The sequence below is a fragment of the Rhodococcus sp. D-46 genome (assembly GCF_011290655.1).
GTDB classification, from domain to species: Bacteria; Actinomycetota; Actinomycetes; order Mycobacteriales; family Mycobacteriaceae; genus Rhodococcus_F; species Rhodococcus_F qingshengii.
This window is the reverse complement of the sequence record NZ_JAANTF010000005.1, coordinates 353,375-367,440: the sequence shown is the minus strand read 5'-3', so window position 1 is coordinate 367,440 and position 14,066 is coordinate 353,375. Positions and strand designations below refer to the sequence as shown.

The following is a 14,066-nucleotide window of genomic DNA, read 5'->3' as shown; positions in this document are numbered from 1 at the left end:
CGGGCGGTTAATAAAGGCGCACAGCAGGGGGTCTAGGTCGCGTTGTGCGCGGGCTGGAAAGCTCCGGCTTCGGCAGCTTCCTCGGCGCGGATCACGTGGACCACGGCGTTGATCAGCGCCAGGTGTGTGAACGCCTGCGGGAAGTTACCCAGATGGCGACCGGTGTGCGCGTCGATCTCCTCCGCGTACAGCTTGAGCGGGCTCGCGAACCCGAGCAGACGCTCGCAGAGATGCTTTGCCCGATCCAGTTCGCCGATCTCGACGAGGGCGGAGACGAGCCAGAAGGAGCAGATGGTGAACGTGCCCTCTTCTCCGCTCAATCCGTCGTCGGTGGTGTCGACGCGATAGCGCAGGACCAACCCCTCTTCGGTGAGCTCGTCGGCGATCGCCAGCACCGTCGCCCGGATGCGCGGATCGTCGGCCGGCAGGAAGCGCAGCAGCGGTGCCAACAAGAGCGACGCGTCGAGTGAATCGTGGCCGTACCGCTGTGTCAGAACTCCGCGCGAGTCGACACCGTGCGCGAGGATGTCGGCCTTGATCTCGTCCGCGATGGCCGTCCATTGCTGTGCAAAGCTCTTCTCGCCCTGCATCTCTGCCAGCTTGGCGCCGCGATCGAGAGCGACCCAGCACATGATCTTCGACGACGTGAAGTGCTGCGGTTCACCGCGCACCTCCCAGATCCCGCGGTCGGGCTGGCGCCAATGCTTGATCGCTTCCTCGACCTGCTTCTTGAGCAGCGGCCACAACGCCTCGGGGACGCGCTCGCGGGTACGGATGTGGAGGTACACCGAGTCGAGCATGGTGCCCCAGATGTCGTGCTGCTGTTGATCGAACGCCCCGTTGCCGATACGCACCGGACGGGCGCCGTCGTAGCCGGACAGATGGTTGAGTTCGGATTCCTCGAGCGTGCGCTCGCCGCCGATGCCGTACATCACCTGCAAGGGATGCGGCTGACCGTTGTCCGAACTCGACACGTCGTAGATGAAGTTGAAGAAGTCGTTGGCCTCACGGTCCAACCCGAGCGTGTAGAGGCCCCACAGTGCGAAGGTGGAATCGCGAACCCACGCGTAGCGATAGTCCCAGTTGCGTTCTCCGCCTGGTGTTTCCGGTAGCGAGGTCGTCGAAGCCGCGAGTAGGGCTCCGGTCGGTGCGTAGGTGAGCCCCTTGAGTGTGAGCGCACTGCGCTGTAGGTATCCGCGCCACGGGTGATCGGGGAACTTGCCGATCGTCACCCACTCACGCCACGACTTGGACGTCTGCCACATCTTGTCGGCGGCCTCGTCGAACGTCTGCGGCGCGGGAAGATCCGACCACGAGAGCGCGACGTACACGTTGTCGCCTTCGACCAGTCGCGTCCGCGCTCGTGCTTCACGACCTTCCAGACCCAGTCGAAGGTCGGTGGTCAAGCGCAGAGTGGGATGGTCTCCGGGCTTGGCGGAGCGACACGTTGCCGTTGCTTCCTCGTAGACCTTTCCGGTGTACTCCCAATTCGCCGTGCCACGGTGATAGTCGAACGCGGGCTCACAGCTCATCTCGAGTTCGACGGTGCCGCTGACGCATTTGACCGTACGGAGAAGGGTGTGTTCGGCATCCCAGTCGGTCGGTGTGCGCTTGTGCGTGTTCGATCGCTTGTCGACGTTGTGCCAGGGACCGAGAACCAGGGCGTCGCGGACGACGAGCCAGCCGGTCTCGGTCTGCCAGGTGGTCTCGAGAATGAGTCCACCCGGCAGATAGCGCCGAGCGGCCGGCACGTTCTGGCCGTACGGGCCGATACGGAAATGGCCTGCGCTGCGGTCGAGGATGGCACCGAACACGCTGGGGGAGTCCGGGCGGGGAACGCACATCCACTCGACAGATCCGTTACGGGCAATCAGGCACGAGGTTTCGCAATCGGAAAGAAACGCATAGTCGTCGATCGGGGGAAAGTTGCTTCGATGGTGACCCGTGGAGGCGGGAGGAATCGTCTGCACCACTTCGTCGTCAGCACTCATTCGGCCATCATCCGGCCAGAATCGGCACACGTCCAATCCACACGCTGTCGGGACCGTATCGTCCGAAGGATAGGGTGTTGGCGTGGATCGGATAGCGGATTGGTGGGACAGCTTCGAGCTGTGGATGGCGGGGCTCCCGTTCATCCCGCAGGTCGCGTTGGTCCTGATCGTCGTCGTTCCGCTGTGCCGCCTGGTGGCCATCGGTCTGGATCGCGCGTTGGCCGCCGTTCTCGCTCTGCCGCTCTTCGGCTGGTTGCGTAGGAATTCTCGAGAAGTAGAGGAAAGCTGATGCCCCGCTCACGGGTCACTCTCGCCCTGATAGCCCTGATTCTCCTCGTGATCGTCGCGTGGCTTCTCACCCGTTAGTTCTCCCGATTAGAGCGGGCGCCGGTGCTCTGCTAAAGTCCACCGCGTGTCCGAAGCAACAGCTCCCGTAATCCGCCACCAGTTGGCGTTGATTGCTGTCGGCATGCTCGACGTCGCTGACGTCGCCTGTTGTTGATTTCCTGAGTTCGACCTCTCCGGTGGTGCTGCGCACCCCACTCGAACTTCTCTGCGCGTAACTCGCGCCACCGATTCAGGGCTCATCGCCCGTCGGCTCTCCATGTCTGAACATCCCGATGGAATCAGCCCCAGAGGTCTCGGACTTGTCGTTTGACCAACCCTCGTTTGTCAGTCCTTTCAGGAAGGTATCTGCAATGAAACGCCGTTCCCGCACACTTCTCACTGCTATCGCGACCATGGGGGCCGTGGTACTCACAGCGTGCAGTGGTGGCTCGAGCGACACCGTGGGTGGTGACAGCGCCGCCAGCGACGGTAGCGCCGGCACGATCAACTTGTTCGCCTACGCCGTGCCGAAGCCTGGCTTCGACAAGCTCACCGCAGCCTTCCAGGCGACCGACGAGGGCAAGAACGTCAACTTCAATCCTTCCTACGGCGCCTCGGGCGACCAGTCGCGCAAGGTGAAGGACGGCGCCGAGGCAGACTTCGTCAACTTCTCCGTCGAGCCCGACATCACCCGCCTGGTCGATGCCGGTCTGGTAGATCAGAACTGGAACCAGGACGCCTACAACGGAATTCCGTTCGGATCGGTAGTCACCATCGTGACGCGTCCGGGCAACCCGAAGGGCATCAAAGACTGGGACGACCTGCTTCAGCCCGGCCTCGAGGTCGTCACGCCGAACCCGTTCAGCTCCGGCTCGGCCAAGTGGAACCTCTTGGCGCCGTACGCCGCCAAGAGCGACGGTGGCAAGAACCCGCAGGCGGGTCTCGACTACGTCACCGCCTTGGTCAACGACCACGTCAAGATCCAGCCCAAGTCGGGACGCGAGGCTTCGGAAGCCTTCCTGCAGGGTAGCGGTGACGTTCTGATCAGTTACGAGAACGAGGCACTGTTCATCGAAGGCAACGGCGACCCGGTCGAGCACGTCACCCCGCCCACGACCTTCAAGATCGAGAACCCCGTTGCCGTGATCTCGAACAGCAAGGTCCTCGACAAGGCGACCGCGTTCAAGGACTACCTGTACACGACCGAGGGGCAGACGCTCTGGGCCGAAGCAGGATTCCGTCCCGTGGATCCCGCCGTCGCTGCCAAGTTCACCGACAAGTTCCCCGAGCCGACCAAGTTGTGGACCATTGCAGACCTCGGCGGCTGGAAGGCCGTGGACAGTGCTCTGTTCACCAAGGACACCGGTTCGATCGCAGTGATCTACGACAACGCGACCAAGTAAGACTGACGTGACTGACACTATTGACCCCACCCCCGTGGCTCGTCGGCGAAAACTCGCGCGGGTCACGGGGAGTGTGGGGCCGCTCGGAATCGGAGTGGCCACTCTGTGGCTCTCCGTGATCGTTCTGCTTCCGCTCGCCGCGTTGACCGCCACCGCGTTCGACGAGGGGATCTCCGGATTCTGGGACGCCATCACCGCACCCGTCGCCTTGGCGTCGTTGCGCGTGACGTTGTTGGTCTCGGTGATCGTGGCACTGATCAACGTCGTGATGGGCACGATCATCGCGTGGGTGCTGGTCCGGGACGACTTCCCGGGCAAGCGCATCGTCAACTCGATGATCGATCTGCCGTTCGCACTGCCGACCATCGTGGCGTCGATCGTGCTGCTGTCTCTCTACGGCCCGCAGTCACCGATCGACATCCACCTCAATGCAACTCAGCCCGGACTGATCGTGGCATTGGCCTTCGTGACCTTGCCGTTCGTCGTCCGTTCCGTGCAGCCGGTGCTGATGGAGGTCGACCGCGAAGTCGAGGAAGCCGCTGCGTCGTTGGGAGCTTCCAACTGGACGATCTTTCGCTCGGTTGTTCTCCCGACGTTGGCGCCTGCCGTCATCTCCGGTGCGGGCCTCGCGTTCGCCAGAGCGATCGGTGAATACGGCTCGGTCGTTCTGATCGGCGGCAACATCCCACGCGTGACACAGATGACGTCGCAGTACATTCAGCAGCAGATCGAGATCGATCGTCCGACCAACGCCGCTGCCGTCTCGGTAGCGTTGCTGGCTATCGCATTCGTGACGCTGTTCGTCCTGCGAATCTTCGCCTCGCGGGGACAGCGACGTGAGGAGAGTTCCCGATGAACGTGTCCAGAGGATCGAAAATCGGTCTACGGACCATCGCTCTCGTCTACCTGTTCGTGTTGTTGGTCGTGCCGATCGGTGTGATCCTGACTCGAACGTTCGAGAACGGAATCGGCCCGTTTCTCGAATCGATCACGACACCGGCAGCGATCTCCGCGCTGAATCTTTCGCTGATCATCGTGGCGATCGTGGTCCCGATCAACGTCGTGTTCGGTGTGGTCACCGCACTCGCTCTTGTCCGTGGTCGGTTCCCGGGCCGCGGAGTTCTGCAGTCGGTGGTCGACCTGCCCTTCGCAGTCTCGCCCGTCGTCGTCGGTGTGTCCTTGATTCTTCTGTGGGGTGCCAACGGTTGGTTCGGCGGAATCGAATCGTTGGGGTTCAAGGTCATCTTCGGTTTGCCAGGCATGGTGATCGCGACGATTTTCGTGACGCTCCCCTTTGTCGTCCGGGAAGTCGAACCCGTACTTCACGAGATCGGCGACGAGCAGGAACAAGCAGCCGCGACGCTCGGTGCCTCTGGTTGGCAGACGTTCTGGCGGATCACCTTGCCCGCGATCCGTTGGGGCTTGACATACGGAATCGTGTTGACGGTGGCGCGTTCGCTCGGTGAATTCGGCGCAGTCATCATGGTCTCTTCCGGCTTCCCGGGGGTATCCCAGACACTGACGTTGCTGGTGCACTCGCGATACATCGACGACCACAACACCTTTGGTGCGTATTCGGCGGCAACGCTGCTGATGGGCATCGCCATCATTGTCCTGTTGCTGATGACGCTGCTGGACCGTAAGAGGAGCACCACATGATCACAGTGACCGGGGCCCGCAAGAACTACGGTGATTTCGCGGCGCTCGACGACGTGACGGTCAACATTCCCTCGGGTTCGTTGACGGCATTGCTCGGGCCCAGTGGCTCGGGAAAGTCGACGTTGCTGCGTTCGATCGCAGGGCTCGAAGAACTCGATTCGGGAACCATCACCATCGCAGGCAAGGACGTCACCGGCGTGTCGCCGCAGAAGCGTGACATCGGTTTCGTGTTCCAGCACTACGCGGCGTTCAAGCACATGACCGTGCGCGACAACGTGGCGTTCGGGCTCAAGATCCGCAAGCGCCCGAAGCCGGAGATCGAGAAGAAGGTCAACGAACTACTGGGGATCGTCGGTCTCGACGGCTTTCAGCATCGGTACCCCGCGCAGCTCTCCGGCGGTCAACGTCAGCGCATGGCGTTGGCACGCGCTCTGGCTGTGGATCCGCAGGTGCTCCTGCTCGACGAGCCCTTCGGCGCGCTCGACGCGAAGGTGCGTGCCGACCTGCGCACGTGGTTGCGTCGCCTGCACGACGAGGTGCACGTCACCACCGTCCTGGTCACCCACGACCAGGAAGAGGCTCTCGACGTCGCCGACCGCATCGCGGTGCTGAACAAGGGGCGGATCGAGCAGATCGGTGAACCTGCCGACCTGTACGACCGCCCGTCCAACGACTTCGTGATGTCCTTCCTCGGATCCGTCGCGAACCTCAACGGGCAGTTGGTCCGTCCGCATGACATCCGTCTCGGCCGCGATCCGAGCATGGCTCTCGCGCAGGAATCCGGAACGGCCGAGTCGCTCGGCGTCACACGCGCAACAGTCGAGCGCGTCGTGTACCTCGGCTTCGAGGTTCGAGTGGACCTGCGCAACGAGGCAACCGGCGAGCTCTTCTCGGCTCAGGTCACGCGCGGTGACAGTGCAGCGCTGCACCTCGAGGCGGGGGAGACGGTGTACGCGCGTGCTACCCGGGTGCCGGATCTGCCGGAGACCCCGGTGTCGACGCCGGTGCAGGAGCCGGTCACGGTGAGCGTGGTCGGCCAGGTGTGACCCGCTCGCCCTGTTTGACCTGTTGTACCCCCACTCCTGTTTGAGCGAACGGCACTTTCGGCCTCCTGATGGCGCCGAAAGTGCCGTTCGCTCAGAGCAGGTGGTCGGGCAACAGCGAGACGAGTTCAGCCCTCTCGGCAGACGAGGACCGGGCACTGGGCGTGGTGGATGAGGCTCTGACTGGTCGATCCGACTATCGACGCCATGAACGGGCTGCGGCCGTGGCTACCGACGACTACGAGTTGCGCTTCCGCCGAGTGCTCGAGCAGTGCCTTCATCGGTCCGCTGCGCTGGACACTGCGGGTGACTTCGACATCGGGGTACTTCTCCGTCCAGCCGGCGAGGCACTCGGACAGCAGTGCATGCTCATGCTGTTCGTACGGTCCCCAGTCGACGAAGCGCCTGGCTTCGGAGTACCCGCCCAGCGAGGCGTGCTCGTTCCACGTGTGGACCGCAACTAAAGGTGCGCCGAGGAACGCGGCAAATTCGAAGGCATGCGCGACGGCGAGTTCGCTGAGCTTGCTCCCGTCGACGCCGACGACGACGGGCCTGGTGTCGGCCATCGCGTGATCACCCGTACCGCGGAATACGGCCACGGGACAGTGCGCACGGTTGACCACCCGAATGGTGTCGGATCCGAGAAACACGGACTGCATTTCGCTGGTACCGGCCTGACCCAGTGCAACGATGCGAGCCGACTTCGAGAGTTCGACGAGTGTGGTTGCGGGAGTACCGGTCACGAGGCCACGTTCGACGGTGACGTCGGTGTGATCATCGCGGATGGCGTCCTCGGCCTCGTCGAGCAGTTTTGCACCCTCGACGCGAAGGTGGTGGTCGAACATCTCTTCGTCGGTGACGTTGGTACCGCCACCGGACTCGGGTTGTCCTGGCAGCACGTGGGTCAGGCGAAGTGGTTCGTCGAATCTCTTTGCAGCCGAAGCTGCCCACCTCGCGGCGTTGACCGCGCTTGCCGAGCCGTCGATACCGGCCACGATTCCGTGTCGAACAGATGCACTGGTCATGGAAGTCTCCTCGCGTCGCCTCCTTACCAGTGTGTCCCTGCTCACCCCCGGTTCGCTACAAACCGGTCAGCTCCCGTGGTGCGAGAACGTCGGTGGGCACTGCCGCGCGAGATCGACGCGGGCGCAACGACAACAGAGCGGTGATGAATCCGTTACCGGACAGTGTCAGTTCCACGTTCTTCAACACGGTTCGGCGCATCAACGCGAGCAGGGCCGCGACGCCGGTGACGGCCATCCACATAGGCAGCGGGTACAGCGTCAGGCGTTCACCAAGGCCGAAAGTGAGGGTTCGTCCGAGAAGCAGTACGGCACCGACGATTCCGGTAGCCGCGCACAGCCCTGACCACACTGCGATCCATTTGCTGTGCTTCCAGAATTGAATTGCCATGAGGACGAGAACGGCATGACGTGCGACGAAGCCGGGAAGTACGGCGGTCCAATGAACGAAGGTCCCGTCGTTCGCCGGGAAGAGGCCGGTGGCCGCGGTGCTCAATGCAACGACGACGGCAAGACCGAGAATCCACTTCTTCGCACGACCGTCCGGAATGTACTTGTGCAGCAAGGCCGCACCGAGGATGGTGAGCGCACCGAGGATCATGAAGGCCGCGTTCATCACGTCGTGCATCGGCGAACATGAATCCACGCTGCATGTCGTCACGCCCAGCGAACTGATGGAGTCGCGCGCGAAGCTGTACGGCGTCTTCCATGCTCCGGCTGTGAAGATTTCGACAAGCAGGTAGAGCACCGACAGGACCCATGCGATGCCGGCTGTGCCGAGGCGAAGATTGTGAGTGATGGTGTTCCCTCTCGCGGCGCTCTGAGGGGATTGCACCCAAAGATCTGTTTCGCAGGCGAAGGAGGTACCTTCGCGAGCTGGACAGATCCAACACTACGGTAACAATCTGATAACGGCCTGTGAAACCGAATCAGGCGGAGCGGACCAGACGGCCGGGTAGTGCATCAGCGACTTGTCGGTAACGGTCGATCATCGTTTCGATCAGTAGAGAGTGCCCACCGATCGTGTCGGCGAAACGCGCGCGCGGACATGCAGTTGCTGCGGCAGCGCTGAGTCGATCGGTCAGTAGGCCGGGAGCCAAGAACCACGGCGCGACGACAACACGTTCGGCGCCGTCCTGCTCGAGTGCGGAGATCGCCTGGGCAACTGTCGGTTCCGCGGATGTCGCGAAACAGATTCGAACGCCCGACCAGTTGGTTCCGCCGAGGAGAGTGGACGCCAATTCTGCGGTCGCGGCATTGGCGCGCGCATCGGACGAGCCGACTGCCGCAAGAGCGACACCGACCGACGGATCGTCCGGCCGGGCACCCGCTTCGAGAATTCGCTCGCGTACTGCCTCGATCAGCCGAGCATCGCGACCCAGTACGTCTGCTTGGAACACGGTCAACTGGGGGTGGCGTGTCGCGGCAGCGGCCAAGAGTCCGGGCAGATCTACCCGGGCGTGGAAGGCATTGCCCAGCAGCATCGGAACAACAACGGCGTGAGTGTGGCCGTCGTGTGCAACCCCGTCCAGGACCTGATCGATGGACGGTGCATTGAGGTCGAGAAACGCCAGCCGGACATCGAGGTCTGGCCGGACTTCACGAAGAGCTGCCACAGCAGCCGCGATCACCCGAGCAGAACGGGGATCACGGCTACCGTGCGCAACAGCGATGAGCGGAACCATCGACTTAGACGCGCTCGCCCAATTCGACAGCGGAAATGACGTCGCCCACCAGGCCGGCTGCGAGAGTGTTTCCACCAGCGGGATCGATCAGCAGGAAGCTGCCGGTGTGGCGGTTGACGGCGTAGTCGTCAGCCACGATCGGCTCGGCCACCCGGATGGAGATCTTGCCGATCTCGTTGAGCTCGAGAGTGTCCGGGCCCTGATCCGTGGTGAGGTCCTGCTCGTTGAAGCGTTCCACCAAACTGCCCACGATGGCCTGCGTCGTTCGCGTGCCGTGCTTGAGCAGCAGACGTGCACCGGGGCGCAGCGACTTCTCGGCCAGCCAGCAGACAGTGGCGTCGAATTCGCCGATCGGCTCGGGTGCGTCGGACGGCGATGCGATGGTGTCGCCGCGAGAGACGTCGACGTCGTCGGCCAGGATCAGCGTGACGCTGCGTCCGGCGTGGGCGACGTCCAGTTCGCCGTCGGCCGTGTCGATACGTGTGACGGTGGTGCGCGTACCCGAGGGCAGGATCACCACTTCGTCGCCGGGCACGACGGAACCTGCAGCGACCTGACCGGCGTAGCCGCGGTAGTCGAGGAACTCTGCGGTGCGGGGGCGGATCACGTACTGCACCGGGAAACGCAGACCGACGCGATGTGGCTCGGCGTCGACCGGAATTGACTCGAGGTGCTCGATCAGTGTGGGGCCGGTGTAGTACGGGGTCTTGTCGGAGCGGATGGCGACGTTGTCACCGTGCAGTGCCGACACCGGGATCTCGACGACGTCTTCGCTTGCCCAGCCAAGTGAGCTGGTGAGTTCGTTGAACTCGGCGGAGATCGAGGTGAAGACCTCTTCGGGGTTCTCGACGAGGTCGATCTTGTTCACGGCGAGAACGAGCTTCGGGACACCGAGCAACGCGAGAACCGCTGCGTGCCTGCGAGTCTGCGCGATGACGCCCTTGCGAGCATCGACCAGCAGGATCACGAGCTGAGCCGTCGAGGCACCGGAGACAGTGTTGCGGGTGTACTGCACGTGGCCCGGTGTATCGGCGAGCACGAAGGTGCGCTTGGGGGTCGCGAAGTAGCGGTACGCCACGTCGATCGTGATGCCCTGCTCACGCTCGGCGCGCAGTCCGTCCACCAGGAGCGAGAGGTCAGGGGTGTCGAGACCGCGGTCCACCGACGCACGGGTCACGGCGTCGATCTGGTCGGCGAGAACGGATTTCGTGTCGTACAACAGGCGGCCCACGAGGGTGGACTTTCCGTCGTCGACGCTGCCGGCAGTTGCCAGTCTGAGCAGATCGCTCATCAGAAGTAGCCCTCTCGCTTGCGGTCTTCCATGGCCGCTTCGGAAACTCGGTCGTCGCCACGGGTCGCGCCGCGCTCGGTCAAACGTGATGCCGCAACCTCGGCCAGGATGGCCTCGTTGTCAGCGGCATCGGAGAGAACAGCACCGGTGGTCGAACCGTCGCCGACGGTGCGGTAACGCACCGAAAGGGTCTGCAGCTCTTCGCCGTCAGCCGGTCCACCCCAGACGCCGGGCGTCATCCACATGCCGTCGCGCTGGTACACCGGACGCTGGTGGGCGTAGTAGATGCTGGCGAGTTCGACGTTGTCGCGGGCGATGTAACGCCAGATGTCCAGCTCGGTGAAGTTGCTGAGCGGGAAGACGCGCACTTGCTCGCCGGGGGAGTGGCGACCGTTGTACAGGTTCCACAGTTCCGGGCGCTGCTTCTTGGGGTCCCACTGACCGAAAGCGTTGCGCAGCGAGAAGATCCGCTCCTTGGCGCGGGCCCGCTCCTCGTCGCGGCGAGCGCCACCGAAGACGGCGTCGAAGCGGTTCTCGGAGATCGCGTCCAGCAACGGCACGGTCTGCAGAGGATTGCGGATACCGTCGGGACGCTCGGTGAGGCGGCCGTCCGCGATGTACTCCTCGACGCTGGCCACGTGCAGGCGCAGGTTGTACTTGGCCACCACGTGGTCGCGGAAGTCGAGGACTTCCTGCAGGTTGTGGCCGGTGTCGACATGCAGCAGGGTGAACGGCAACGGCGCAGGCCAGAATGCCTTGATCGCCAGGTGCAGCAGCACGGTGGAGTCCTTACCGCCCGAGAAGAGAATGACCGGGCGTTCGAACTCGCCGGCCACCTCTCGGAAGATGTGGATCGCTTCGGACTCGAGGGCATCGAGAGTATCGAACTGTGTGCCGTCGAGCTGAGGCCGCGAAGGTGTCAAGTCAACTGTCATGATGCGTGCAACCCGCATTCTGTCTTGGAGGCACCGGCCCAACGACCGCTACGCGGATCGCTGCCGGGGGCTGGCTTGCTGGTGCAGGGTGCGCAGCCGATGGACGGATATCCCTCGTCGACAAGGGGATTGACGAGGATGGAATTGGTATCGATGTAGTTCTGCATCTCCTCGTCCGACCAGGGAGCGATCGGGTTGATCTTCACGAGTCCGAAGGCTTCGTCGAAGGAGATCAGGGGAGCGTTGGCGCGGGTGGGCGCTTCGACGCGGCGGATGCCGGTCACCCACGCGCTGTACCCGGACAGTGTCTGCTTGAGCGGCGCGACTTTGCGTAGTGCGCAGCAGCGGTTGGGATCACGGGCGAACAGATCCTTGCCCTCGGCGACATCCTGCTCGGCGACGCTTGCCAGCGCACGAGCGTTGATGACGTTGACGCCGTACACCTGCTCGACCGCGTCACGCGTGCCGATGGTTTCGGGGAAGTGGTAGCCGGTGTCGAGGAAGAGTACGTCGACGCCCGGATGCACCTGTGCGGCAAGGTGAACCAACACCCCGTCCTGCATGTTCGACGCCACGATGTACGAGTCACCGAACGTGTCCTCGGTCCACTGCAACAGTTCCTGTGCGCTGGCTCCGTCGAGTTCTATTGCACCGCGCTCGGCGATGGACCGAAGCTCGTCGGCAGTTGCTCGCGAAATGTCCACTGTCATCGCAAATCTCCTTCGTCTGCGCGCACTGCCCATTCGGCGAACCGTTCACCTTCGTTGCGGTTCTTGACGAACTGACGTACGACGCGGTCGATGTAGTCACCCATCTCGACGCTGGTGACCTTGTGCTGGCGCAGCTTGCGTCCGAAGGCGCTGTCGAATCCGAGGCTGCCTCCCAGGTGAACCTGGAAACCCTCGACTTGATTCCCCTCACCGTCGTCGACGAGCTGGCCCTTGAAGCCGATGTCGGCGATCTGCGAGCGAGCGCAGGAGTTGGGGCAACCGTTGATGTTGATGGTGATCGGCACGTCGAGCTGGCTGTTGATGTCGGCAAGACGCTGTTCGAGTTCGGGCACGAGCACCTGCGAACGCTTGCGGGTCTCGGCGAACGAGAGCTTGCAGAACTCGATGCCGGAGCAGGCCATCAGGTTCTTGCGCCAGTGCGACGGACGGGCGGGAAGACCCAGCGCGTCGAGATCGGCGATGAGCGGCTCGAGCGTCTCGTCGGCGACGTCGAGGATGATCAGCTTCTGGTACGGAGTGAAGCGGATCCGGTCGCTGCCGGCCTTCTCGGCGGCGTCGGCGACCTGAGCCAGGATGTCTCCCGAGACGCGGCCGGCGATCGGAGCGAAACCGACTGCGTTGTGGCCGTTGCGGGTCTTCTGGATACCGACGTGATCGATCGGGCGCTTGGGCTTCTCGGGCGCGGGGCCGTCGATGAGCGGACGCTTCAGGTACTCGGTCTCGAGAACCTCGCGGAACTTCTCGATACCCCAGTCCTTGACGAGGAACTTGAGCCTGGCCTTCGCGCGCAGACGGCGGTAGCCGTAGTCACGGAAGATCGAGACGACGCCCTCCCAGACATCGGGGACCTCGTCGAGCGGAATCCACGCGCCGACGCGCTGCGCCAGCATCGGGTTGGTGGACAGTCCGCCGCCGACCCAGAGGTCGAGGCCCGGGCCGTGCTCGGGGTGGTTCACGCCGATGAAGGCGATGTCGTTGATCTCGTGAACGACGTCCTGCTGACCGGAGATAGCGGTCTTGAACTTGCGCGGCAGGTTGGAGTACTTGGGGTCGCCGATGTAGCGGCGCACGATCTCGTCGATCGCCGGGGTGGGATCGAGGACCTCGTCGAGCGATTCGCCGGCCAGGGGAGAACCGAGGACGACGCGAGGGCAGTCACCGCACGCTTCGGTGGTCTTGAGCCCGACGGCTTCGAGGCGCTTCCAGATCTCCGGGACGTTCTCGACTTCGATCCAGTGGAACTGAACGTTCTCACGGTCCGACAGGTCGGCGGTGTTCCGGCCGAATTCCTTCGAGATACCGGCGATGGTGCGCAGCTGCTCGACGTTCAGAGCGCCGGCGTCGCAACGCACGCGCATCATGAAGTACTTGGCCTCGAGCAGGTCGATGTTCTCGTCGCCGGTGAAGGTGCCGTCGTAGCCTTCTTCGCGCTGGGTGTAGAGACCCCACCAGCGGAAGCGGCCGCGAAGGTCGCCCTTGTCGATGCTGTCGAAGCCCTGCTTGGAGTAGATGTTCTCGATGCGGGCCCGAACGTTGAGCGGGTTGTCGTCCTTCTTGGCCTGCTCGTTGGCGTTGAGAGGCTCGCGGTAACCGAGGGCCCACTGACCTTCGGCGCGACGCTTGGCGGGACGCGCAGCGCGTGCAGGCCGGGCTTCGGCAGCTGCCGAATCGGCGGGTGTGGCGGCGTCGGTGGTCGACGTCATCGATGAACTCCTGGATCTGGGCGGTTGATCGGCACGCGGCACGCACTATCGATGAACTGTGGCGGTGTCTGATCGGGACGCACCGGTCCGTGTCGGAAATCGAGGGGGCTGTCCTCGGTCTCGGAAAGCTCGCGGCCGGCAGGTGTGCTCACGAAAACGAACAGCTGGAGAAGCTGCGTCCCTGAAAAGGCATGTCTCTGCAGAGAGTGTTTCGGTGAAGCAGATGGAGATGAGCGGGAAAGGCTGGAAGATCAGTGAAAGATCAACAGCTACACA

General features: G+C 63.4%; 14 protein-coding genes. 6 read left to right on the top strand and 8 right to left on the bottom strand.

Going from position 1 to position 14,066, the window contains the following annotated elements; translation table 11 throughout:
• Window positions 1-32: 32 nt before the first annotated feature.
• Complete coding sequence (locus tag G9U53_RS15020; RefSeq protein WP_003944557.1) at window positions 33-1,991, bottom strand: glycoside hydrolase family 15 protein; 1,959 nt, start codon at window positions 1,989-1,991, stop codon at window positions 33-35.
• Between the two features lie 82 nt (window positions 1,992-2,073).
• On the opposite strand from G9U53_RS15020, the gene G9U53_RS15015 reads away from it, so the two are divergent.
• The 6 genes from G9U53_RS15015 (at window position 2,074) to G9U53_RS14995 (ending at window position 6,426) form a co-directional block, all read left to right on the top strand.
• Complete coding sequence (locus tag G9U53_RS15015) at window positions 2,074-2,280, top strand: hypothetical protein (RefSeq protein ID WP_003944489.1); 207 nt, start codon at window positions 2,074-2,076, stop codon at window positions 2,278-2,280.
• Window positions 2,281-2,403: 123 nt separating this feature from the next.
• Entirely contained in the window at window positions 2,404-2,493 is a 90-nt protein-coding gene (locus tag G9U53_RS34185; protein WP_309599318.1) for an Ms4533A family Cys-rich leader peptide, read from the top strand.
• A gap of 196 nt (window positions 2,494-2,689) precedes the next feature.
• Complete coding sequence (locus tag G9U53_RS15010; protein ID WP_003944569.1) at window positions 2,690-3,721, top strand: sulfate ABC transporter substrate-binding protein; 1,032 nt, start codon at window positions 2,690-2,692, stop codon at window positions 3,719-3,721.
• 7 nt (window positions 3,722-3,728) lie between these two features.
• Entirely contained in the window at window positions 3,729-4,577 is an 849-nt protein-coding gene (cysT, locus tag G9U53_RS15005) for a sulfate ABC transporter permease subunit CysT (protein ID WP_003944556.1), read from the top strand.
• The gene (gene cysW / locus G9U53_RS15000; RefSeq protein WP_003944503.1) at window positions 4,574-5,380 is read left to right on the top strand and encodes a sulfate ABC transporter permease subunit CysW; all 807 of its coding nucleotides are present in this window, start codon (window positions 4,574-4,576) and stop codon (window positions 5,378-5,380) included. The genes cysT and cysW overlap by 4 nt, the downstream gene beginning before the upstream one ends.
• On the top strand, window positions 5,377-6,426 hold the full coding sequence (locus G9U53_RS14995) for a sulfate ABC transporter ATP-binding protein (RefSeq protein ID WP_165638855.1): 1,050 nt from the start codon (window positions 5,377-5,379) through the stop codon (window positions 6,424-6,426). Before cysW ends, G9U53_RS14995 begins: the two co-directional genes overlap by 4 nt.
• A gap of 125 nt (window positions 6,427-6,551) precedes the next feature.
• Here the strand turns inward: G9U53_RS14995 and G9U53_RS14990 are convergent, their stop codons facing one another.
• From G9U53_RS14990 to G9U53_RS14960, 7 genes are all read right to left on the bottom strand, one after another.
• Window positions 6,552-7,448, bottom strand: coding sequence for a universal stress protein (locus G9U53_RS14990; RefSeq protein ID WP_064689230.1), 897 nt, complete (start codon window positions 7,446-7,448; stop codon window positions 6,552-6,554).
• Window positions 7,449-7,503: 55 nt separating this feature from the next.
• Window positions 7,504-8,280, bottom strand: coding sequence for a DUF998 domain-containing protein (locus G9U53_RS14985; protein ID WP_030536614.1), 777 nt, complete (start codon window positions 8,278-8,280; stop codon window positions 7,504-7,506).
• Between the two features lie 94 nt (window positions 8,281-8,374).
• Window positions 8,375-9,130, bottom strand: a complete 756-nt coding sequence (locus tag G9U53_RS14980; protein ID WP_081558035.1) for a sirohydrochlorin chelatase — start codon at window positions 9,128-9,130, stop codon at window positions 8,375-8,377.
• Between the two features lie 4 nt (window positions 9,131-9,134).
• Complete coding sequence (locus tag G9U53_RS14975; RefSeq protein ID WP_020969973.1) at window positions 9,135-10,421, bottom strand: GTP-binding protein; 1,287 nt, start codon at window positions 10,419-10,421, stop codon at window positions 9,135-9,137.
• On the bottom strand, window positions 10,421-11,356 hold the full coding sequence (gene cysD, locus G9U53_RS14970; protein WP_007731054.1) for a sulfate adenylyltransferase subunit CysD: 936 nt from the start codon (window positions 11,354-11,356) through the stop codon (window positions 10,421-10,423). Before cysD ends, G9U53_RS14975 begins: the two co-directional genes overlap by 1 nt.
• Window positions 11,353-12,066 carry a phosphoadenylyl-sulfate reductase gene (locus G9U53_RS14965; protein ID WP_047270796.1) on the bottom strand — a complete coding sequence of 238 codons (714 nt, stop codon included), beginning with the start codon at window positions 12,064-12,066 and terminating at the stop codon, window positions 11,353-11,355. Before G9U53_RS14965 ends, cysD begins: the two co-directional genes overlap by 4 nt.
• Complete coding sequence (locus tag G9U53_RS14960; protein ID WP_063316224.1) at window positions 12,063-13,790, bottom strand: nitrite/sulfite reductase; 1,728 nt, start codon at window positions 13,788-13,790, stop codon at window positions 12,063-12,065. The genes G9U53_RS14965 and G9U53_RS14960 overlap by 4 nt, the downstream gene beginning before the upstream one ends.
• Window positions 13,791-14,066 lie beyond the last annotated feature (276 nt).

Bases quoted from the DNA above. Each gene is read 5' to 3' on its own strand.
- G9U53_RS15020 (WP_003944557.1), bottom strand. From the start codon at position 1,991: ATGAGTGCTGACGACGAAGTGGTGCAGACGATTCCTCCCGCCTCCACG.
- G9U53_RS15010 (WP_003944569.1), top strand. From the start codon at position 2,690: ATGAAACGCCGTTCCCGCACACTTCTCACTGCTATCGCGACCATGGGG.
- cysW (WP_003944503.1), top strand. From the start codon at position 4,574: ATGAACGTGTCCAGAGGATCGAAAATCGGTCTACGGACCATCGCTCTC.
- G9U53_RS14995 (WP_165638855.1), top strand. From the start codon at position 5,377: ATGATCACAGTGACCGGGGCCCGCAAGAACTACGGTGATTTCGCGGCG.
- G9U53_RS14990 (WP_064689230.1), bottom strand. From the start codon at position 7,448: ATGACCAGTGCATCTGTTCGACACGGAATCGTGGCCGGTATCGACGGC.
- G9U53_RS14980 (WP_081558035.1), bottom strand. From the start codon at position 9,130: ATGGTTCCGCTCATCGCTGTTGCGCACGGTAGCCGTGATCCCCGTTCT.
- G9U53_RS14975 (WP_020969973.1), bottom strand. From the start codon at position 10,421: ATGAGCGATCTGCTCAGACTGGCAACTGCCGGCAGCGTCGACGACGGA.
- cysD (WP_007731054.1), bottom strand. From the start codon at position 11,356: ATGACAGTTGACTTGACACCTTCGCGGCCTCAGCTCGACGGCACACAG.
- G9U53_RS14965 (WP_047270796.1), bottom strand. From the start codon at position 12,066: ATGACAGTGGACATTTCGCGAGCAACTGCCGACGAGCTTCGGTCCATC.
- G9U53_RS14960 (WP_063316224.1), bottom strand. From the start codon at position 13,790: ATGACGTCGACCACCGACGCCGCCACACCCGCCGATTCGGCAGCTGCC.